Origin of the sequence: Vibrio sp. D404a (genome assembly GCF_030248535.1) — a bacterium.
Lineage (GTDB): Bacteria > Pseudomonadota > Gammaproteobacteria > Enterobacterales > Vibrionaceae > Vibrio.
This window is the reverse complement of record NZ_JAHGAJ010000030.1, coordinates 1-20,906: the sequence shown is the minus strand read 5'-3', so window position 1 is coordinate 20,906 and position 20,906 is coordinate 1. Positions and strand designations below refer to the sequence as shown.

Annotated in this window: 18 protein-coding genes, 5 tRNA genes and 1 pseudogene; 14 read left to right on the top strand and 10 right to left on the bottom strand. The window is 45.1% G+C overall.

What is annotated here, in order from left to right:
* Positions 1-181 precede the first annotated feature (181 nt).
* Entirely contained in the window at positions 182-2,833 is a 2,652-nt protein-coding gene (locus KI655_RS18120; RefSeq protein ID WP_285407670.1) for a beta-N-acetylhexosaminidase, read from the bottom strand.
* A gap of 404 nt (positions 2,834-3,237) precedes the next feature.
* Here KI655_RS18120 and KI655_RS18115 point away from each other — a divergent pair, with 404 nt between their 5' ends.
* Entirely contained in the window at positions 3,238-4,107 is an 870-nt protein-coding gene (locus tag KI655_RS18115) for a TraB/GumN family protein (protein ID WP_285407668.1), read from the top strand.
* A 134-nt stretch (positions 4,108-4,241) separates the two neighbouring features.
* Positions 4,242-4,664, top strand: a complete 423-nt coding sequence (locus tag KI655_RS18110) for a hypothetical protein (protein ID WP_285407667.1) — start codon at positions 4,242-4,244, stop codon at positions 4,662-4,664.
* A 293-nt stretch (positions 4,665-4,957) separates the two neighbouring features.
* Here the strand turns inward: KI655_RS18110 and KI655_RS18105 are convergent.
* Positions 4,958-5,034 (bottom strand) — tRNA-Pro (locus tag KI655_RS18105).
* A 255-nt stretch (positions 5,035-5,289) separates the two neighbouring features.
* Here KI655_RS18105 and KI655_RS18100 point away from each other — a divergent pair.
* The 3 genes and pseudogenes from KI655_RS18100 to rluF all read left to right on the top strand — a co-directional run.
* The gene (locus tag KI655_RS18100) at positions 5,290-5,430 is read left to right on the top strand and encodes a DUF3149 domain-containing protein (protein WP_004739790.1); all 141 of its coding nucleotides are present in this window, start codon (positions 5,290-5,292) and stop codon (positions 5,428-5,430) included.
* A 157-nt stretch (positions 5,431-5,587) separates the two neighbouring features.
* Positions 5,588-6,169, top strand: a complete 582-nt coding sequence (gene smrA, locus KI655_RS18095; RefSeq protein WP_032550078.1) for a DNA endonuclease SmrA — start codon at positions 5,588-5,590, stop codon at positions 6,167-6,169.
* A 137-nt stretch (positions 6,170-6,306) separates the two neighbouring features.
* Positions 6,307-7,236: pseudogene (gene rluF, locus KI655_RS18090) on the top strand (23S rRNA pseudouridine(2604) synthase RluF); the annotation flags it as partial.
* A gap of 244 nt (positions 7,237-7,480) precedes the next feature.
* Here the strand turns inward: rluF and ybaK are convergent.
* From ybaK to hemA, 8 genes are all read right to left on the bottom strand, one after another.
* Positions 7,481-7,954: a Cys-tRNA(Pro) deacylase gene (ybaK, locus tag KI655_RS18085; protein WP_285407665.1), complete on the bottom strand. Its 474-nt coding sequence runs from the start codon at positions 7,952-7,954 to the stop codon at positions 7,481-7,483.
* A 101-nt stretch (positions 7,955-8,055) separates the two neighbouring features.
* Positions 8,056-9,717 (bottom strand): bifunctional UDP-sugar hydrolase/5'-nucleotidase UshA, encoded by a 1,662-nt coding sequence (gene ushA / locus KI655_RS18080; RefSeq protein WP_285407664.1) that lies wholly within the window; start codon positions 9,715-9,717, stop codon positions 8,056-8,058.
* A 459-nt stretch (positions 9,718-10,176) separates the two neighbouring features.
* The gene (gene kdsA / locus KI655_RS18075) at positions 10,177-11,028 is read right to left on the bottom strand and encodes a 3-deoxy-8-phosphooctulonate synthase (RefSeq protein WP_032550074.1); all 852 of its coding nucleotides are present in this window, start codon (positions 11,026-11,028) and stop codon (positions 10,177-10,179) included.
* Between the two features lie 25 nt (positions 11,029-11,053).
* A complete protein-coding gene (locus KI655_RS18070; RefSeq protein ID WP_032550073.1) occupies positions 11,054-11,863 on the bottom strand; it encodes a SirB1 family protein in 810 nt (269 codons plus the stop codon).
* Between the two features lie 48 nt (positions 11,864-11,911).
* A complete protein-coding gene (locus tag KI655_RS18065; protein WP_032550072.1) occupies positions 11,912-12,295 on the bottom strand; it encodes a SirB2 family protein in 384 nt (127 codons plus the stop codon).
* A gap of 46 nt (positions 12,296-12,341) precedes the next feature.
* Entirely contained in the window at positions 12,342-13,196 is an 855-nt protein-coding gene (gene prmC, locus KI655_RS18060; protein WP_285407661.1) for a peptide chain release factor N(5)-glutamine methyltransferase, read from the bottom strand.
* 5 nt (positions 13,197-13,201) lie between these two features.
* Positions 13,202-14,290: a peptide chain release factor 1 gene (gene prfA / locus KI655_RS18055; protein ID WP_285407660.1), complete on the bottom strand. Its 1,089-nt coding sequence runs from the start codon at positions 14,288-14,290 to the stop codon at positions 13,202-13,204.
* Between the two features lie 29 nt (positions 14,291-14,319).
* Positions 14,320-15,579: a glutamyl-tRNA reductase gene (gene hemA / locus KI655_RS18050; RefSeq protein ID WP_285407659.1), complete on the bottom strand. Its 1,260-nt coding sequence runs from the start codon at positions 15,577-15,579 to the stop codon at positions 14,320-14,322.
* A gap of 161 nt (positions 15,580-15,740) precedes the next feature.
* Here hemA and lolB point away from each other — a divergent pair, with 161 nt between their 5' ends.
* The 9 genes from lolB (at position 15,741) to KI655_RS18005 (ending at position 20,872) form a co-directional block, all read left to right on the top strand.
* Positions 15,741-16,382 carry a lipoprotein insertase outer membrane protein LolB gene (gene lolB, locus KI655_RS18045; protein ID WP_285407657.1) on the top strand — a complete coding sequence of 214 codons (642 nt, stop codon included), beginning with the start codon at positions 15,741-15,743 and terminating at the stop codon, positions 16,380-16,382.
* Complete coding sequence (gene ispE, locus KI655_RS18040; protein WP_285407655.1) at positions 16,379-17,254, top strand: 4-(cytidine 5'-diphospho)-2-C-methyl-D-erythritol kinase; 876 nt, start codon at positions 16,379-16,381, stop codon at positions 17,252-17,254. Before lolB ends, ispE begins: the two co-directional genes overlap by 4 nt.
* A 28-nt stretch (positions 17,255-17,282) precedes the next feature.
* Positions 17,283-18,227, top strand: coding sequence for a ribose-phosphate pyrophosphokinase (locus KI655_RS18035; RefSeq protein WP_032550066.1), 945 nt, complete (start codon positions 17,283-17,285; stop codon positions 18,225-18,227).
* A gap of 201 nt (positions 18,228-18,428) precedes the next feature.
* Entirely contained in the window at positions 18,429-19,019 is a 591-nt protein-coding gene (gene pth / locus KI655_RS18030; RefSeq protein WP_032550065.1) for an aminoacyl-tRNA hydrolase, read from the top strand.
* A 10-nt stretch (positions 19,020-19,029) separates the two neighbouring features.
* Positions 19,030-20,121: a redox-regulated ATPase YchF gene (gene ychF / locus KI655_RS18025; protein WP_032550064.1), complete on the top strand. Its 1,092-nt coding sequence runs from the start codon at positions 19,030-19,032 to the stop codon at positions 20,119-20,121.
* Positions 20,122-20,404: 283 nt separating this feature from the next.
* Positions 20,405-20,481: transfer RNA gene (locus KI655_RS18020), tRNA-Met, on the top strand.
* Positions 20,482-20,529: 48 nt separating this feature from the next.
* Positions 20,530-20,614 (top strand) — tRNA-Leu (locus tag KI655_RS18015).
* 29 nt (positions 20,615-20,643) lie between these two features.
* Positions 20,644-20,718: transfer RNA gene (locus KI655_RS18010), tRNA-Gln, on the top strand.
* Between the two features lie 77 nt (positions 20,719-20,795).
* Positions 20,796-20,872 (top strand) — tRNA-Met (locus tag KI655_RS18005).
* Positions 20,873-20,906 lie beyond the last annotated feature (34 nt).

The following is a 20,906-nucleotide window of genomic DNA, read 5'->3' as shown; positions in this document are numbered from 1 at the left end:
GACGAACTTATTTTTTATCGAAAATAATGAGATCTTCATCACCTTCGTTATGAATCCCTCCCAATCTATAATGTTTAAGGAATAGTCAATCAGGGTTAATGCCCTTTGCGCTTCACATTTAACCAGACACAAAAAAGCTCCCTATGAGAAGGGAGCTTTGTTATTAATTTCGTTTATGCTTTTATTTTACTGTCGTTACTCGACTTACTCGCTCGCCACTCTCAGAGATTGAACGGATGTAAGTTTCACCTTCAACACTTGGACGCTGGCTGTCGTTGTAAGTTAGCCAAGTCTCACCGTCTGCAGAGTATTGCAGCTCTACACCTGGGAACTGAACGTTCATCGCCAGTTTGCCCGACTCGATTTTTGCACCCGGTACTGGTAGGCGGTAGTCGATACCCGCTTTTTCCAACTTAGCCAATTCACGCTGACCAAGCACGTTAGCAAAACGGTTGTAGTCTTGGTTTAGTGCCGCTTTGTCGACTAGGTTAGAGTTTTGTGAATACTCTACTCCCACTTTGTAGTCGTTCTCCCAGTCAGCTCGGTGCCATGCACGTTCAGCCGCTGCAAGTACGCGCGGGAATACCATGTACTCGTATTGCTCATCGTTGCGTACCGTCTCAGACCAAAGCTGTGCTGATAGGCCGTAGAAAGGTTTTGCTTCAATTTCACCTTTACCAGTAAAGCCATTGCCATCGCGATCTAATGATGTTTCTGCGTTTTGAGGCATGTTCTCTGGAGCGAAGCCAAACATCTTACGCGTATCAGTTGCACGTGTTGCCCAGTAGTAGCCGCGCTCTTTTGCATCGACTTCGTATGGCATATCCATGTAGACATAATCAGGGTTCGAAACAATCACGTCGTAACCTTTCTTAGACCACTCGTACACTGAAGATGTACCGCCCCAGTAAAGTACGTCCCAGAAGTTAACGCGGGTGCTCTCTGTAGCGAATGCCTTCTCGCCGTCACTGTATTTAAGGCCATCTTGCCAAGCTTGGAAATGTGGGATGCCCTTCTCAGCGACAATCTTCGACACTTCTTCAGCAAAGTGGCTTGGTAGATGACCAAAGTCGCTCACCGTACCATCAGCAATCAGTGTCTGACACTGTGGAGACTGAGCAAACGGCTTGTCTTGCTTAGACAAATCAATATTGCCTTTCCAGCTCACTTTATCTTCTGCGTTAATGTCTTGCAGGCCAGCACCTAGTTTAATGTTCTTCGCTTCATCACCACCGAAGTGCCAAGTTGTTAGTGGTGCGCCAGCCTCACTGTGCATTGCAGCGACCTCTGAAATCACCTTATCAACAAAGCGAGTCGACGATTCCATACATGGGTTGATAAAGCTCTGCTTATCGTAGAACTGAACCGTGGTTACGTTTGAAGTATCCTGAGGATCCATCAGACGATACTCGTTCGCTTCCGCCTCTTTGCCCTCTTCCATCAAGCGCTCGTAGCGTGCTTCCATCGAAACAACCGCTGCACGGGCGTGTGCTGGCATATCGATTTCTGGAATCACTTCGATGCTGCGTGCAGTCGCGTATTTTAGGATTTCTACGTAGTCCGCTTTGCTAAAGTGACCAGAACCAAAGTTATCGGTCGTTGAACCTGAACCTAGTTGAGGCAATAAGCAGCTTTTCTCTTCAACATCAAAACAACGATTCGCACCCACTTCTGTCAACTCAGGTAAACCCGGAATTTCCAAGCGCCAACCTTCATCATCAGTAAGGTGAAGGTGCAGTTTATTCATCTTGTAAGCTGCCATTTGGTCTAGCGTTGCAAGAATCGCCTCTTTTGAGTGGAAGTTACGAGCAACGTCTACCATGACACCGCGGTAATCAAAACGCGGAGCATCTTGAATAGAAAGTAGTGGTAAAGATTCAACGTTCTGGCTGTCTATTAGGCCAAAAATAGACTGAACCGCGTAGAAAGCACCGGTTTTATCAAATGCTTCAATCGCAATCCCCTCTTTCGAGATGCTTAGTTCATAAGCGCCAGATTTTGCCAAATCCCCCTTAAACTGAGTAGGAACAACAGCAACACTTACAGGAAGGTCGCCACTCACGTCTAGGTTTACCACATCTGCACGTTCTTCAATTGCAGCGAACTGATCTGCGTCGAATGCGTCTTTTGGTAAAGCAATACCACCAGCAATGTTCACTGTACCCTCACCAACTTCTACCGACATTGGTGTTGGAAGTAAGGTTGTAGAAACATCTTTTGTTGCTAGATCTGCGTTCTTTTCAAAACGGGTAACAGCCGTCGCCATTACATTATTATCATCCGGTGTACGTTTTAGGTTATTGCCTTCTAGGCCAGTCACGAACGATGCTACGTCTTCTGTATTCAGTGAAGCAATCATCTTCGGCTCTGCATTAGGCGCTGTTACGAACGCACCCGGCATAAAGTCGGTTTCAAACAGTTGCCAGTATTCACCAATTAACGGCAGTGTTACCTCTTCGCCTTCAGCAAAGCCATCGAATTTATCGGTCGGCTCTAATTTATGTAGGTCACCCGTTACACGAGTAATTTTGAACTGCTCATTATCAACATCAAGGATGAGACGAATGCTGTGGAAATAGATAGCCCAATCTTTAGAGTCAACCGCTTCACCTTGGTTAACTAGCGTCATGTTTACTTTGTTACATGATGCCCATTCAGCACCCAAGTCCTGACACGCCAGACCTTCGTTCGCGCCGTGGTTGGTTAAAACCTCATATTGAACATCTAAATTATCCGCTAGCGTATTCACGACTTGCTGATCCGCTGATTGTGTAACTGCGCAGCCAGTAAGACCAGCTAACACTGCGACTGATAGTAAGTTTCTCTTCAACATCGTATTCACCCATAAGTTAAAATTGAGTAGAAGCAAATTAGTGCGCTTCCAAAAGATGAATTCACTATAGGCCGTTATTTTTCACCGTGAATTAAATCGAAACGATAAAGTGATCCAGTTCAAACACGCATCTGATAGATAAAATATAAATTCAATATAATCAGTAAGTTAAGATCGACGCACAATCCGTCATTTTTATTTTGACGTAAATACTGGGAATCACTTCACAGATTTAGATGGTAAATTGATAGATTACTCACCGCATTTCATTGTGGTATTTTTAAAGTCAAATCGGAGAGAGGATTTTTTGTCTCCATAACGTGATTAACCTCTAATAAAATTACGTTAAAAACCAACGTCAAAACGGATTTTAACGAGCGACGACAACGAATTAAGGAGCCAATGTGCGCCAAATACTCAGCTTTATTGTTCTCTTCTGTACAACTTGCTCAGCAGCAATCGCAGAACCCCTATTTTGGCAAGCTAAAAAAGGTAGCCTCGAACTTGTTATCTTCGGCTCAGTGCATGCTGGAGATCAGTCCATGTACCCACTTCCGCAACCGATTCATGATGCACTAGAGCGCAGCCAAGGGCTTATTTTGGAGGCGGACCTAAAACAGACGAGCAACCTGAAATACCCTGCAACCACAGTCACGACACAGGATGTACTCAACAGCCGACAAGAGTCACAACTTGAGCAGATCAGCAAATCATTAAACTTGCCACATAAACAGATGCTGCTATCTCCACCTTGGGCTACCGCGCTAACGGTCCAAATGAAGCAGTTTGAACAGTTAGGCTACCTACCCCAGTTTGGTATTGATGCTCACATCGCAGCGCTTGCAGATAAACAAAATAAACCACTGATCACATTAGAAACGCTTCAATTTCAAATCGACCTGATTTCACAAGGTAAAGAGGGAGGCAAAGACCTGCTACTCAGTTCTATCGAAGAGTATGATGAAACAGGAGATGCTACTCACTGCTTAATTGAAAGTTGGAAGGCTGGTGACAAGCAGAACTTAGAACACATTGCAGAACTCGCCGCTATGTCGCCAGAATTAACCGCAGCCTTTCTCACCGACCGTAACCATGACTGGGCGAAAAAGCTCAGCAGTAACAACTGGAAGCTAGAACAAGAGGCGACGTATTTAGTTGTGGTTGGCGCGATGCACCTTATCGGTGAGCAGAGCCTTATTGATTTGTTGAAGAAGCGCGGTTTTGACATTGTTCAATTATCGAAGAGCCAACAAGCACAATGCGAGATGGAATAGTGGTTACCTTAGCCATTACCAGTAAGATGACCTTTTCATTATAAAACCATTACCTGATTGACCCAATCCTCACAATCAATAGCACCGTTGCGGTGCTATTATATTGCGCTCGATTTAGACAAGGCATCACGTCAATGAAATCCATTTTCCTAAAAACGACATTGAGTCTTTTTATTTTTCTACCGACCATCGTCTCCGCAAAAGAGACTTGTCATATTGAACAGTTTCAAGCTGTAGACATTCAACCAGAGATCAGCGGTGGCGTATTAGATAAAGAGAGTGGCCAGTTTCTTATCACTCAAAAACCACCAATGCGCTGCGCCACTGTGACCTTTTCAACATCAACGACGCGAAATCGCATTGCCGACCAGATGAACAACCGTTTTGAAGCGACCTACTTTGATAATCAAACCGGCACATCACATTCAATCACGTTCGATGAAGATGCCGTTAAAGCAGGCTATATTCGCGTTGGCCCTAACAACCCTGTCGATGCTTATGTCTGCTTTGAAACGTCAGAGACGCCAATTAAAGACATCACATGTGATGTGAACTAGAGAGTGGTTTAAAAAGAATGATATGAAGGGTTGGCCTGCTGGGTCAGCCCTTTTCTTTAGGCGATGGAAAGAGATTCCCTACTCGCTCCTTCGTCGCTCTAGGGAATGACGTAAAGCTAGAAAGTTATAAGATTTCAAATGCAAAAAAGCCGTAGCATTGCTGCTACGGCTTTCTTTAATGTATTCAGTGAAGAGCTTATTTTGAACATCAGGCGAACCCCATTTGGGCTCTATTCCTATTTCATGCACTCTGAAACGACGAAAGCCTGCTCATTAAGCAGGCTTTCTAAAAGTGGTCGGTGAAGAGGGATTCGAACCCCCGACCCTCTGGTCCCAAACCAGATGCGCTACCAAGCTGCGCTATTCACCGAGATATCTAACTGGCTCATTGCCTGTCGATGGAGCGTATAATACGGATTCTAAATTTATCCGCAAGCGCTTTTTTCACTATTTCCTTCAATATTATACCGTTCGAACAAAAGACATACAGCCCCGTAGAGAATGTGACCAAATACACACACTCGCCAACAAAGATTTAACTTATGCAACAGGATTGATCCAGATCAGTAAACCGATAGGTTCAATTAATAGAATTATACGTGTCACATAACTTTGAGGTATACACATGGACTTTTGGCTAGATCTCCTATTTGGTAATGCAGTGGGACTATCTTCAATGATAGTAATCTTCGGGGCTCTTGGTCTCATGATGTTTTATGGAGGTTTCTTCATCTACAAGGTTATGACTGACAAATCTCCTCACTAGAGTCGCCAAGCCTTAATCACCAACCTGTTTAAGTTGGGACTTAAAGATGCTTTGCACCGGAGCTGACTAATATTGTCTGCTCCGGTTTTTTCGTTTTTGAACCACTCCATAACTTAGGTATACTTTCTTTATTCCTCTCCAACTTGAGATAACCACTATGTCTCATGATGACGACCTAGATCTATTCCAACAAATGATGGGTGACGTGAAGCGTATCGACCAAGATACTGCCGAGCATCAGAAAGTTCACCGAGTCACCGAATCTCACCTTGCCAAACGTGAAGCCGCTATGTGGCTCTCTGACGACGAAAAAGACTACCTATCTTTAGACTACTCTCCGATGCTGAAACCTGAAGATATCGTCGAATACAAAAAAGACGGCGTGCAAGATGGCGTTTATAAAAAGCTGCGCTTAGGAAAATACCCGATTCAAGCCAAGCTCGACCTGCACCGTAAAACGCTTAAAGATGCACGTAACGAGATCCTCTCTTTCTTGCGTCAATGTCTACGCATGGACATTCGCACTGTAATTATTGTGCACGGAAAAGGTGAGCGTTCTAACCCACCAGCGATGATGAAAAGCTACGTAGCAAACTGGCTATCGCAAATTAATGACGTGCAGTGTGTCCACTCGGCACAACAATTTCATGGTGGGACAGGAGCAGTGTATGTGATGTTACGTAAGAGCGATGACAAAAAGCTAGAGAACCGAGAAAGGCATCAAAAACGTATGAGCTAACTGCTCAAATTTAATTCGTGCTCAAGCTCACACTAGGTGCTAAAATTAGCCTCAGTTAAGATACAGACTCAAAAGCAACTACTCGGTAGTTGCTTTTTGTTTACCTATATTCCGTTGTGAAACGCTAAGAGAAAATCATGTCACAAGAATCCCAAGCTAAACGTCTCAATAAATACATCAGTGAAACTGGCTTTTGCTCTCGTCGCGAAGCAGACAAACTGATCGATGCTGGTCGCGTTACTATTAATGGTAAAACACCAGAAATGGGTACCAAGGTACTGCCAGGTGATGACGTTGAGATTGATGGCAAGCCAGTCCGCTCGAAAGAGAAGCCTATCTATATCGCTCTAAACAAGCCAACCGGTATTACTTGTACTACAGAACGTGATATCCCAGGGAACATTGTCGACTTTGTTGGCCACCATAAACGTATTTTCCCAATTGGTCGTCTTGATAAACCTTCAGACGGTTTGATTTTCCTGACCAACGACGGCGATATCGTCAACAAGATCCTTCGTGCTGGCAACAACCACGAGAAAGAGTACGTAGTCCGTGTTGATAAGCCAATCACAGGCGAGTTCTTGAAGAAAATGGCGTCAGGCGTACCAATCCTAGATACCGTTACCCTGCCATGTAAAGTGGAAAAAGAGACCAAATTCTCTTTCCGTATCACCCTAACGCAGGGCTTGAACCGTCAGATTCGTCGTATGTGTGAAGCCTTAGGTTACGAGGTATTCAAGCTACGTCGTGTGCGTATCATGAACATCTCCCTTGATGGTATCCCTAATGGTAAATGGCGCTACCTAAGTGATGACGAGATCGCTGAAATCTTAGCAATGTGTGAAGGTTCAGTGAGCACAGAAGAAGCGTCGAAACTGAATGCTAAAGGTCAACGCATTCGCAAAGCAACCGATGCGAAACTGTTTGATAGCCGAGAAGAAAACCAAGGCTCTAGAGCGCGTCGCAATCAGAAAGAGAACCGCCCACGCACATTCAAAGGTAATAATGCCGATGAATTCCGTCATGCGCCAAACTCTAAGCGCGGTAAACGTCCATCTAACGGTGACGATCAGCAACGTGGTGAGCGTCAACGTACGAATCGCCAAGACCAAGAGCGTAATAATAGCCGTGGTAAAGCGCCTTCTCGTCCTCATAGCAAGCCGACAAACGCTCGCAGACAAGAGACAAACCAAGCGCCGAAGAAACGCGTTGGCGGCACATTAAGCCTGAAGAAGTAACAAGCTGAAATAATAAAAATGCCCACTAGCTCAGTGGGCATTTTTGTATTCAAAATAGAGTATGTTGAATCGACTACAAACACAAATCGACAAATTGAGCTCGAGTCAGTTTGGCAAGGTCACTTGGCGCCAACTCAATTTCTAAACCTCGTTTCCCCGCGCTGACACAGATGGTTTCTTGAGGCTCTGCACTAGAATGGATGAAGGTTGGTAACGCCTTCTTTTGACCAAGTGGGCTGATCCCACCAACCACGTAGCCAGTTGTCTTCTGAGCAATATCTGGATTCGCCATCTCAGCTTTTTTACTCTTCGCCGCTTTGGCTGCCAGTTTCAGATTCAGCTTCTGATCCACAGGAATCACGGCTACCGCGAGATCTTTGGCAACACCATTCAAGCAGAAAAGAAGTGTTTTAAAGACTTTCTTTGGGTCTTGTCCCAACGCTTCCACAGCCTCTAACCCATAGCTGTCATGGCTTGGATCGTGGTCATACTGGTGGATGGAGTGAGTAACTTTCTTCTTCTTTGCAAGGTTAATAGCCGGTGTCATGATTTTTCCAAATATCAGATAAACAAAAAGCGATGCCGAAGCATCGCTTTAGTTAAAATTATCAGGCGCTGAGAGTCAATCTAAACCCTCGTTTTACCTAATTATTTGTAAACCATTTCACCAGATGGTGCGTACGCGTTTACGTCTACTGGGCTGTTTGCTTCTAGGTACTCTTTAAGTACTTCAGCGTCAACAAAACCTGTGTTTACGTAGCCTGGGTGACCGGTTAGTTTAGGGTAGCCGTCACCACCAGCAGCGTTGAAGCTTGGTACTGTGAAGCGGTATGTTTCGTCTAGACGAAGCTGCTTACCACCGATAAATACGTTAGATACTTCACCGTTTGCCACTGTCATAGAGATACCAGCGAACTGCGCGTAAGCACCAGAATCGATTGGTTTAGTTGCAACAACGTTTAGGTAATCCAGTACTTCAGCACCCGTCATATCTGTGTATGTCAGGATGTTAGCGAATGGCTGAACAGTCAGCACATCTTTGTACGTTACTTCACCCGCTTCGATAGAATCACGAACACCACCAGAGTTCATCACAGCGAAGTCAGCTTTAGCACGCTCCATGTGAGAAGTCGCAATCAGACGACCTAGGTTCGTTTGTTGGAAACGAACAACGTTACGGTCACCTTCAAGCTTACCGTTTGTATCGGCAATCTTAACCTCAAGCTGAGCTTGGCCCTGCTCTTGGAATGGACGTAGGAATTCTAGTAGTTCTGGATCTTGTGCAATCTCGTCTTGGATAAGAACGCGCTGTTTCTTACCGTCGATCTTAACCTTCTTCTTCAGGTTCACTGGGATTAGGTCGTAGCTTACCATCTCTAGCTCGCCGTTACGGAATTCGTAATCAGCACGGCCTACATATTTACCCCACTCGTGAGCTTGAACGATGTAAGTACCGTTTTGTACGTCTGGCTTACACTCGTCACCTGGCTTGAAGTTTTTCTTCGCCACGTTCGGGCCTTCCATACATACAGGCTCTTGAGAGTGACCACCAACGATCATGTCTAGGTCACCTTCGTTTAGGTAGCGAGCTAGTGCAACGTCACCCGGTGCGTTAACACCACGTTGACCGTTTTCGTAGTGACCCATGTGAGTTACTGCGAAGATAAGATCCGGTTTTTCTGTCTCTTTAAGCTCAGCAATCAGCTCTTTCGCTTCTTCTTTAGGATCGCGGAAGTCGATGCTTGCGATAAATTCTGGGTTACCGATCTTCGCTGTATCTTCAGTCGTTAGACCAATTACCGCAATCTTGATACCTTGTTTTTCAAACATTTCGTATGCTTGGAACTTGCGCTCGCCAGTTGCTTTATCGTAAATGTTTGCAGATAGCATTGGGAAGTTTGCCCAATCGATCTGTTTAGCTAGCACGTCTAGAGAGTTATCAAACTCGTGGTTACCCAATGCCATTGCATCGTAACCGATCTTGTTCATGCCTTTGAAATCTGGTTCAGCATCTTGTAGGTCAGACTCTGGTACACCTGTGTTGATGTCACCACCAGATAGAAGCAGCACGCTACCACCTTCTGCACGAATCTCTTCACGAAGCTCGTCGATCAGTGTCTTACGAGCGGCCATGCCGTACTCGCCATATTTGTTCTGCCAGAAGCGACCGTGATGGTCGTTCGTGTGAAGAACAGTCAGCTTGTAAGTTTTATCATTTTCCCACTCTTGAGCAGGTTGAGATGCACAACCCGCAAGAGTTGCTAGGATCGCAGCACTGAGTGCTGTCTTTAGAATAAGGCGTTGCTTCATTGTCATACCTTTGAACTTTTTAGGGGAATCCACTGCTTTATTTCATCCAAATTAAACGGACGCTTGTTTGGCAAACGTCGTTACAGGATAGTAAAACTTGAAGTAGTTTAAATTAAGACGGTAAACCTAACATAGTGATTTCATATTTATGTAGGATGGATCACCTTAATCAGCGATCGACTGTGTAACAAACAAACAAAGTTGCATTTCAGTCAATAAGTGATCACAGGCAAACGTTTTCATTGAATTTAGAGCGGTTTGTGATATTGATTAGTCAATCAACAGTTTAAGATAACTTAGTTTGATTTTGTAATGACTATCAAATACTTAATGTTACGATATAACATATCAAACAATGCAAGATTGGCATAAATGGCACGAGTTTCTTGTAAAAGACAAACGAGCGACAAAAACAAAAAAAGCCGGCATTGCGCCAGCTTTTTAACTTATTGATAACGACTATTTGATGTCGATATGGTCAAAGCCTTTGATCAAATCATCAAGTGCTTTCATTTGTGCTAAGAACGGCTCTAGCTTATCCAATGGAAGTGCCGAAGGACCATCACAACGTGCTTGATCTGGGTTCGGGTGCGCTTCAATAAATAGACCAGCGATACCTGTCGCTAAACCTGCTTTTGCAAGTTCAACAGTCTGCTCGCGACGACCGCCTGATGCCGCACCTGAAGGGTCACGCATTTGCAGTGAGTGAGTCACATCAAAGATGATTGGGCTACCGTTTGATGCTTTTTTCATTACACCAAAGCCAAGCATATCGACAACCAAATTGTCGTAACCCATGCACGAACCACGCTCACAAAGGATGATGTTTTCGTTACCACACTCAGCAAACTTATCAACGATGTTACCAACTTGACCAGGGCTCATGAACTGAGGTTTCTTCACGTTGATTACAGCGCCTGTCTTAGCCATCGCTTCAACTAGGTCAGTTTGACGAGCTAGGAACGCAGGAAGCTGAATCACATCAACGACGTCTGCTACTGGTTGTGCTTGAGCTTCAGTATGAACATCCGTGATGATTTTCACGCCGAACGTGTCTTTCAGCTCTTGGAAAATCTTAAGACCTTCTTCCATGCCTGGACCACGGTATGAGTGTACAGAGCTGCGGTTCGCTTTATCAAAAGACGCCTTAAATACGTAAGGGATACCAAGCTTCTCAGTCACTTTTACGTAGTGTTCACAGATCTGCATCGCTAGATCGCGAGACTCAAGAACATTCATACCCGCAAATAGCGTAAATGGCTTGTCGTTTGCAATTGGCATATCGCCAATGTGAACTGTTTTCTGTTCCATCATATTCTCTCTAGATAATTATTAATTAGTGAACCACAACGACTTTTTCGTTCATCGCGTTCACTTGAGATTTAAGTAACTCAGACGCCGGGTCATCTGGGCATTGGTCTATAAAATACTGATAATCTGTTGCTGCAATCTGGTGGCAATCAAGTTGTTGATAGATAAAGCCACGATCGCGAATCTCGTACGGGTCATCTGGCACAAAAGTCAGCGCTAAATCGGTACACTTCAGTGCAAGAGTATAGCGCTCTTCTCGTAGCAACGCGCTTTTCAACAGCGCTAACCACTTACCAATAATGGTTGGGTGATCCGCCACTTCTAGGTGCTCACTCTTCACTTCCGCAAGCGGGCCATCATGACCAATCAGCCAAGCGCGCAGAGTTTGCTGCCCAACATACTCACCATTGTAAGGGTTGATGTAGACAGGAGCTTGATCGTACCAAGTGACCTTGAGTAGAAATTGCGTTGGGAAAGAGACACCATCAACAGGGAAACCCAACTTACGTCCTAGGTACAAAAAGATAGCACCTAAACTCACAGGCACGCCCTTCTTGCGCTCTAACACCTTATCAATAAACGCATTATCTGAAGAGAAATACGCCTCTTTATCTCCAGCAAAGCCCCACTCATAAAAGAATAGGCGAATAAAAGATTCAAACTTTTGCTGTTCGTCTGTCTCATGCACCAATGCTTGCTCAGCATCACTCAGCAATCGAGCCAGTTCTAGCTCTGCCCACTTGTCTTGAGTCTCAGGGTTTACCGCTTTATTTAAGATCAAAGCACCTTCCACCAGCTCTAGCTGGTCAAAGTCTTCGTCAAAAAATTCGTACATAGATAATTAACCGAAATACTAAGATAACTAACCTAAACAGGGAGATTATTAGCCGAAGAATGTTGGAACTTTAGTCACAGCAATCTTACCTGCCATCGCCAACCAGCCTAATGCGCCGAAAAACGAAAAGGTTCTAAGCAACTTGTTTTTACCGAACTTAAGCGCAAAGAAGCCCAGTGCGATGTATGCCATAACACAAGTCAGTTTCTCTGTTAGCCAAGGCGCTGCTGGGGTAAACGGAATAAAACCAGTAATAAAGATCAGACCAATACCAGACAACAGCAGTAGTGAGTCGTTGATATGTGGGAAGCGCTGCAAGAATGGATGCTTAAGCATTGGAGAATTTGCCATCATAAGCGCATAGCGAACTGACAGTAGTAGAGCACTAAGCCCAACCGTCAATAAGTGAAAATGTTTTAAACCTTCGTACATGATATCCCTTTAATTTCTTTTATTGGCGTTTTATCTAACACCGACACTAAGGTAGATAGCGTCCCAAAGTGACTCTATCATTGCCGCCATAGTCTTTTTCTGTCATGACGTCTAAATAACCCAAGGCCTGCATGATCTCCCGAACCGCATCTCCTTGATCGTAACCGTGCTCAAATGCCAACCAACCATCTGCTTCTAGATAGTGGCGAGCATTGTCGGCAATATGCTTGATGTCAGCTAACCCTTTCTCTTCCGCAACCAGCGCTGTGATAGGTTCGAAACGCACATCCCCTTGAAACAGATGTGGATCATCTTTCTCGATGTAAGGTGGATTCGATACTATCAATGAAAAGCGACTGTTTTCAGGCAACGGCTCAAACCAACTGCCATTTAAAAAAGTGGTGTTGGTAATGTTAAGGCGTTCCGCATTCTCGCTAGCGAGTTGTTGCGCTTCAGGACGCAGGTCAATCCCAGTCACATTGCGATTAGGCATCTCAGAAGCGAGTGCCAATGCAATCGCCCCTGTCCCTGTACCCAAATCGAGGATGCCACCTGTCTTACCGAATGTTTTATCCAACGCAACTTCAACCAAACGCTCTGTGTCAGGTCGAGGAATCAAGGTTGAAGGAGAAACTTTCAAAGGTAACGACCAAAACTCTCGCTCACCGACAATATACGCGACTGGTTCTCCGGTGAGCCTGCGCGTTAGCAGTTCATTGAAATGCTGTTCTTGTTCGAGAGTCAGATGTTTTTCTGGCCAGGTAAGAAGGTAGGAACGAGGTTTATCAAGCGTGTGGCAAAGCAGCACAGCGGCATCAATAGAGGGCGAAGTATTCTCGCCCTCTTGAAGCTGTACGATTGCTGCTTTTAATGCACTTTCAACCGTATAGGCAGATTGCATAGGGTTTAGTTGTTCTCAGCTAGCGCAGCAAGTTGGTCAGCTTGGTGCTCTTGCAGTACTGGATCAACCAGGCTTTGTAGGTCGCCTTCTAGCACTTCGTTCAGACGGTAAAGTGTTAGGTTGATACGGTGATCAGAAACACGACCTTGTGGGTAGTTGTAAGTACGGATACGGTCACTACGGTCACCCGAGCCTAGTAGGTTACGACGTGTGTCTGATACTTCAGCAGCACGACGCTCTTCTTCAGCTTGTACAATACGCGCAGCAAGTACTGCCATCGCTTTCGCTTTGTTTTTGTGCTGAGAACGCTCGTCCTGACACTCTACTACTGTACCTGTTGGCAAGTGAGTAATACGGATTGCTGAATCCGTGGTGTTAACGTGCTGACCACCCGCGCCTGATGCACGGAAGGTATCGATTTTCAGGTCTGCTGCTTTGATTTCTGGTAGATCCGCTTCTGGGATCTCAGGCATAACAGCAACGGTACATGCAGAAGTATGAACACGACCTTGAGATTCAGTCTCAGGAACACGTTGTACACGGTGACCGCCTGACTCAAACTTCATCACACCGTAAACGCCTTCGCCGCTTACTTTAGCGATCATCTCTTTGTAGCCGCCTTGCTCTGAGTCATTGCTGCTCATTACTTCAACGCGCCAGCCTTTTTTCTCAGCAAACTTAGAGTACATACGGAACAGGTTACCCGCGAAGATACCCGCTTCGTCACCACCCGCACCGGCACGGATCTCTAGGAAACAGTTGCGCTCGTCGTTTGGATCTTTAGGTAGCAGTAGGATTTGAAGCTCATCAGTCAGACGTTCAATTGTCTCTTTTGCTTCTTTGATCTCTTCCTGCGCCATTTCACGCATCTCTTCGTCGTCTTCTTGCGCCATGTCTTCGGCAGCTTCTAGATCGTCTTGCGCTTGCTGGTACGCTTGGAAGCACTTAGTCACTTCTTCTAACTGAGAGTACTCTTTAGATAGTGCACGGAATTTGTTTTGATCACCGATCACATCTGGATCACCAAGCAGGTGTTGAACTTCTTCATAGCGTTCAACAAGTGTTTCAAGCTTTACTAGAATCGAGGCTTTCATATTCGTCTTATCTTTTTGGAGGTCTAAATTTATTGAGGGTCTTCTAAGCCCAAACTCTGTCTAATGACCGTTAATTTCGCAGGTTCTCCTTGCTCAGCAGCACTTTGTAGTGCGCGTGTTGGAGCATGGATCAATTTGTTTGTGAGCTTATTACTCAGCTCAAGCAAGACTTTCTCAGGATCACCGCCCGCAGCCAGTGACTGTAAACTCTTGCTTAATAACTCTTCTCTGATCTCATTCGCTGATTTTCGGTACTCGCGAATGCTATCGACCGCTTGCAGTGAGCGCATCCAGCTCATAAAGGCGGCGCTCTCTTCACTGACAATCGCTTCAGCTTGAATCGCTTCAACTTTACGTTGTTCGATGTTGCCATCCACTATCGATTGTAAGTCGTCAACTGTATATAGGTAAGCGTCGTTAAGATCGCCCACTTCCGCTTCCACATCTCGAGGAACGGCGATATCTACCAACAACATAGGTTGGTGCTTTCTCTGCTTTAGTGCTGTTTCTACCATACCCTTACCGATGATAGGCAGTGGGCTTGCGGTTGAACTGATCACGATGTCCGCCTTATTAAGATGATCTGGAATCTCATTCAAACTGATCACCTCAGCACCAAACTCTTCCGCCAACCCAAGAGCACGCTCACGAGTACGGTTCGCGACGATCATTTTAGTACAGCCGTTCGCAGAAAGGTGTTTTGCAACCAATTCGATGGTCTCACCAGCACCAACGAGCAGTACCGTTGAGTCTTCGATCGACTCAAAGATGTGCTTAGCCAAGGTACACGCTGCATAAGCAACAGAAACGGCACTTCCACCAATCTCTGTTTCGGTACGAACACGCTTAGCGACAGAGAATGACTTTTGGAACAGCTTCTCCATCGATGCATCCACTGACTTCTGCTCACGCGAATCAGAGTACGCTTGTTTTACCTGTCCGAGAATTTGCGGCTCACCTAACACTAGGGAGTCTAAGCCACAGGCAACACGCATCAGGTGTTTGATCGCCGCTTGCTCTTCATGGATATAAAGACTAGGTTTGAGCTCTTCTGGGCTAACACCGTGAAATACCGATAACCACTCAATCAGCTTATTCTTTGCCGCACTCTTAACGTCACAATACACTTCTGTTCGGTTACAAGTGGACAGTATGACACTTCCATTCACGTGTGCATTTGCGTTAAGTTGCCTTAGTGCATCAGATAATTTATCTGGACCAAACGCTACTTTTTCTCGCAATTCAACCGACGCTGTATTGTGATTGATACCTACGGCAAGCAAAGACATGTATCAGAAGTTCTCGATCAGGGTTTAAAAACAGGATGCCGAATTTTACTTGATGCATGGCTCTATTTAAAGGGTAAGCAGTATTTGTTTTCCTGAGTTCGTGAATTCAATGCTATAGTTGAAGCGTTTTTTCGATATTATTGAACAAGTTGTGAGCAAACATGGATAAATTTCGTAAAATTGCCTCTCTCTTTTATTTCTGGTTAATTCTGACAGGTTGCTCCTCGACACCTGAACAACCCACCAGTGTTGAGTGGCAAGCACACCAGCAACAGCTGCAAGATATTCAATATTATCAAGCCACAGGTAAGCTTGCTTACATCTCACCAGAAGAGCGCCAGAGCCTCAATTTCTTGTGGAAACACTCGCCAAACTTCAGCCAATTGAGACTCACCACCTTCCTTGGGCAAACCGCACTTAATCTCACTATCAATGAACAAGGGGCCAGAGTGGTCACTTACGATGATCAAGTCTTTACTCACCGAAGCGCTTCTCTATTGGTACAGCAATTAACAGGGTTAACGATCCCTGTGGATCATCTTCCTCAATGGTTATTAGGTAACCCACAAGATGCCGACACCTACTTATTGAACGCTAATAATACGGTAGAGGCCCTGTCTAAACAGATTGATGGCCGAGCATGGCAGCTTAATTTTGATCGCTACCGTGATGTAACCCGTACCCAAGCCTCTTCAGAGGGATTAAGTTCCGAAGCAGTGCTGCCACTGCCGACACGACTCTCTTTCAAACAAGACTCAAACAAGATCAACATTGTGGTCTCTAAATGGACACTCGATAAATGATTGCGACCCAAACTCACTGGCCCTCACCGGCTAAACTGAACCTCTTTCTTTACATTACCGGTCGTCGTGACAATGGTTACCATGAGCTACAGACCCTGTTTCAATTTGTCGATTTCGGTGATGAGCTCAGCATTACCGCTCATGATCGTTCAAATCTAATTACCATTACCCCAGAGATTCCTGGTGTTGCTACCGAAGATAACCTGATTTGGAAGGCTGCTACGGCACTTCAACAGTACTCGAATACCCAATTTGGCGCTGACATCGACCTGAAAAAGGTACTACCCATGGGCGGTGGAATCGGTGGCGGCTCATCCAATGCGGCTACGGTTTTGGTGGCTCTGAACTTTTTGTGGCAATTAAATCTCTCTGACGACGAATTAGCAGAGATTGGCTTAAAGCTTGGTGCTGACGTTCCGGTGTTTGTGCGCGGTTTTTCGGCCTTTGCAGAAGGTGTTGGTGAGAAGTTGTGCCCAGCTCAACCGGAAGAAAAGTGGTATCTCGTTGTTAAGCCTCAGGTGAGCATAGCAACCGTAGACATATTCACTCATCCAAATTTAACTAGAAATACGCCGAAGCGAGAGCTGGCAACGCTTCTAGAGCAAGAATACGTAAACGATTGCGAAAAAATTGTACGAATGCTGTACCCAGAGGTTGATAAGCAACTTTCATGGCTGCTACAATATGCGCCGTCGAGATTGACCGGCACCGGTTCTTGCGTTTTTGCCGAATTTTCGAGCAAGAAAGAAGCAGAATCTGTACTGGCAAAACTGCCTGACACCGTCTCCGCGTTTGTCGCGAAAGGTCGAAATCTTTCACCTTTAAAAGAGGCGCTGGCTGAACACCAATCAGCCCACCCACAATCTATTTAAAACTGGACGCAACCCTGAGGTTTCCACCGTGCCTGATATGAAGCTATTTGCTGGTAACGCAACACCTGAACTAGCCCAACGTATTGCTGATCGTCTATACATCTCTCTTGGCGATGCTACTGTAGACCGTTTTTCTGATGGCGAAGTCGCTGTTCAAATCAATGAAAACGTTCGTGGTAGCGATGTATTCCTGATTCAATCTACTTGTGCACCAACCAATGACAACCTAATGGAATTGGTGGTAATGATTGACGCAATGCGCCGTGCTTCTGCTGGCCGTATTACTGCTGTAATCCCTTACTTCGGTTATGCCCGTCAAGACCGTCGTGTACGTTCTGCACGTGTGCCAATTACTGCAAAAGTTGTTGCAGATTTCCTTTCTAACGTTGGCGTTGACCGCGTTCTTACTATCGACCTACACGCAGAGCAAATCCAAGGCTTCTTCGATGTACCAGTTGATAACATCTTCGGTACTCCAGTTCTTCTAGAAGACATGGCTAACCGTGGCCTAGAGAACCCAGTTGTGGTTTCTCCAGACCTAGGTGGCGTTGTACGTGCTCGTGCAACAGCTAAAGCTCTAGGTGATGTTGATATCGCTATCGTTGATAAGCGTCGTCCACGTGCTAACGTTTCTGAAGTAATGAACCTAATCGGTGATGTTGAAGGCCGCGACTGTGTGATCGTTGATGACATGATCGATACAGGTGGCACACTATGTAAAGCAGCTGAAGCGCTAAAAGAGCGCGGTGCTAAGCGTGTATTCGCTTACGCAACTCACGCTGTATTCTCTGGCGGTGCTGCAGACAACATCAAGAACTCAGTTCTAGACCAAGTTATCGTAACTGACTCTATCTCTCTATCTCCAGAGATGGCAGCGACAGGTAAAGTAACAACACTTAGCCTATCTCGCATGCTTGCTGAAGCGATCCGTCGTATCAGCAACGAAGAGTCAATCTCTGCGATGTTTAACTAAGTCTCACCACTCTTTCATTAGAGTGATGCGTTTAAAAAGCACTTCCATTGAAGTGCTTTTTTTATACCTGTCGTATATTGCGCTAAGGTTAGTGTCATAAGTGAGGTTCACGAGCAGAGACAAGTTTTCCACCGCTCGCACCTTTTTCATAATTTGTGATATCATACGGCGCTTTTTGAAATCCCAAGAGAGATCCATACCTTGAGCCAACAAATAAAACTTCTCGTTGGACTGGCAAATCCAGGTCCAGAATACGCCAAAACTCGCCACAATGCGGGCGCATGGGTAGTTGAAGAATTAGCACGCGTACACAACGTTACACTAAAGAATGAAGCAAAGTTCTTTGGTCTGACTGGACGCATTATGGTTCACGGTGAAGATCTTCGCTTGTTGATCCCAACAACTTACATGAACTTATCCGGCAAAGCCGTTGCGGCATTGGCGAAGTTCTACCAAATTAAACCAGAAGAGATCATGGTTGCACACGATGAACTCGATCTCCCACCTGGCATTGGTAAGTTCAAGAAGGGTGGCGGCCACGGCGGTCACAATGGACTCAAAGACATCATCAGCAAGCAGGGTAACAATAAAGAATTCTACCGTCTTCGTTTAGGCATCGGCCATCCGGGACATAAAGATAAAGTTGCAGGTTATGTATTAGGCAAAGCTCCGCAAAAAGAGCAAGAGTGTATTGATGCCGTTGTTGACGAATCAGTACGCAGCCTAGACATCTTATTAAAAGATGGCCTATCAAAAGCACAAAATCGCTTACATACGTTCAAAGCAGAATAAGGTTTATATCATGGGTTTTAAATGTGGCATCGTTGGTCTACCAAACGTTGGTAAGTCAACTCTGTTTAATGCACTAACTAAAGCAGGTATCGAGGCAGCAAACTTCCCGTTTTGTACCATCGAACCAAACACAGGTATCGTTCCAGTACCTGATCTACGTCTAGATGCATTAGCGAAAATTGTTAATCCGCAGAAGATCCTTCCTACAACGATGGAATTCGTTGATATCGCTGGCCTAGTTGCTGGTGCATCTAAAGGTGAAGGTCTGGGTAACAAATTCCTTGCAAACATCCGTGAAACTGACGCAATTGGTCACGTAGTTCGCTGTTTTGAAAACGAAAACATCGTTCACGTTTCTGGCAAAGTATCACCAATCGAAGACATCGAAGTGATCAACCTTGAACTTGCACTGGCTGACTTAGACAGCTGTGAACGTGCAATTCAACGCAATGCTAAGAAAGCAAAAGGCGGTGACAAGGACGCTAAGTTCGAAATCACTGTTCTAGAAAAGCTACTACCAGTTCTTACTGAAGGTGGTATGGCGCGTACAGTTGAGCTTTCAAAAGAAGAAGCGGCAGCAATTGGCTACCTAAACTTCCTTACACTTAAGCCAACAATGTACATTGCGAACGTAAACGAAGACGGTTTCGAAGATAACCCGTACCTAGATGCAGTTCGTGAATACGCAGAAAAAGAGAACAACGTAGTTGTTGCTGTATGTGCAGCTATTGAATCTGAGCTATCTGAACTTGAAGACGAAGATCGCGAAGAGTTCCTAGCAGACATGGGTATCGAAGAACCAGGTCTAAACCGTGTTATCCGTTCTGGTTACGAACTACTTACTCTGCAAACTTACTTCACTGCTGGTGTTAAAGAAGTGCGTGCTTGGACTATCCCTGTTGGTGCAACTGCGCCACAAGCTGCAGGTAAGATCCACACTGACTTCGAAAAAGGCTTCATCCGTGCAGAAGTTGTTGGTTACGACCACTTCATCGAGTTTAACGGTGAGAGCGGTGCAAAAGATGCAGGTAAATGGCGTCTAGAGGGTAAAGACTACATCGTTAAAGACGGCGATGTTGTTCACTTCCGCTTCAACGTATAAGTTTTATTAGCAGCTTATTGCCAAAGGCCAGTGTTCTCACTGGCCTTTTTTGTTTTCTCAATTCAATGATTTCTATTCATATCAAAATTAACTTCGCCAAAATATCGGGTTTCAACCCCATTTTTTGATCACAAATACGCCTCTTTGTCTAAAAAGAAATCGAACAGGCATTTATTCGTGATTTATTTAAAAAAAAAGTTGACGGGTTTCACTCAACTACGCATAATGCGCCCCGTTCCCAACGAAGCAGCAACGCTTCAAAGCGGAACAACAATTTGGAAATGGCTACTTAGCTCAGTTGGTTAGAGCACATCACTCATAATGATGGGGTCGCAGGTTCAAATCCCGCAGTAGCCACCATTTCCTAAATACTTTGCTCTTTAATGAGTTAGAGTCTTTAGGAAATATGCGGAAGTGGCGGAATTGGTAGACGCACCAGATTTAGGTTCTGGCGCCGCAAGGTGTGAGAGTTCAAGTCTCTCCTTCCGCACCATATTTGAGATATCTTTTGATATCAATTGTTGGGCTATCGCCAAGCGGTAAGGCACCGGCTTTTGATGCCGGCATTCCCTGGTTCGAATCCAGGTAGCCCAGCCACAAATTAAAGTGCAATTATCTTTAAAAAGGTAATAGCATTGAAAGCGAGTTTAGTTTATATTGTCTCGCTCTCAGATGGCTACTTAGCTCAGTTGGTTAGAGCACATCACTCATAATGATGGGGTCGCAGGTTCAAATCCCGCAGTAGCCACCATTCTTTCATTAGAATAAAAAATACAACGTGATAC

What these genes read in the sequence shown, in the direction of transcription:
- KI655_RS18120 (WP_285407670.1), bottom strand. Translation starts at nt 2,833, where the DNA reads ATGTTGAAGAGAAACTTACTATCAGTCGCAGTGTTAGCTGGTCTTACT.
- KI655_RS18110 (WP_285407667.1), top strand. Translation starts at nt 4,242, where the DNA reads ATGAAATCCATTTTCCTAAAAACGACATTGAGTCTTTTTATTTTTCTA.
- KI655_RS18100 (WP_004739790.1), top strand. Translation starts at nt 5,290, where the DNA reads ATGGACTTTTGGCTAGATCTCCTATTTGGTAATGCAGTGGGACTATCT.
- smrA (WP_032550078.1), top strand. Translation starts at nt 5,588, where the DNA reads ATGTCTCATGATGACGACCTAGATCTATTCCAACAAATGATGGGTGAC.
- ybaK (WP_285407665.1), bottom strand. Translation starts at nt 7,954, where the DNA reads ATGACACCGGCTATTAACCTTGCAAAGAAGAAGAAAGTTACTCACTCC.
- ushA (WP_285407664.1), bottom strand. Translation starts at nt 9,717, where the DNA reads ATGAAGCAACGCCTTATTCTAAAGACAGCACTCAGTGCTGCGATCCTA.
- kdsA (WP_032550074.1), bottom strand. Translation starts at nt 11,028, where the DNA reads ATGGAACAGAAAACAGTTCACATTGGCGATATGCCAATTGCAAACGAC.
- KI655_RS18070 (WP_032550073.1), bottom strand. Translation starts at nt 11,863, where the DNA reads ATGTACGAATTTTTTGACGAAGACTTTGACCAGCTAGAGCTGGTGGAA.
- KI655_RS18065 (WP_032550072.1), bottom strand. Translation starts at nt 12,295, where the DNA reads ATGTACGAAGGTTTAAAACATTTTCACTTATTGACGGTTGGGCTTAGT.
- prmC (WP_285407661.1), bottom strand. Translation starts at nt 13,196, where the DNA reads ATGCAATCTGCCTATACGGTTGAAAGTGCATTAAAAGCAGCAATCGTA.
- prfA (WP_285407660.1), bottom strand. Translation starts at nt 14,290, where the DNA reads ATGAAAGCCTCGATTCTAGTAAAGCTTGAAACACTTGTTGAACGCTAT.
- hemA (WP_285407659.1), bottom strand. Translation starts at nt 15,579, where the DNA reads ATGTCTTTGCTTGCCGTAGGTATCAATCACAATACAGCGTCGGTTGAA.
- lolB (WP_285407657.1), top strand. Translation starts at nt 15,741, where the DNA reads ATGGATAAATTTCGTAAAATTGCCTCTCTCTTTTATTTCTGGTTAATT.
- ispE (WP_285407655.1), top strand. Translation starts at nt 16,379, where the DNA reads ATGATTGCGACCCAAACTCACTGGCCCTCACCGGCTAAACTGAACCTC.
- ychF (WP_032550064.1), top strand. Translation starts at nt 19,030, where the DNA reads ATGGGTTTTAAATGTGGCATCGTTGGTCTACCAAACGTTGGTAAGTCA.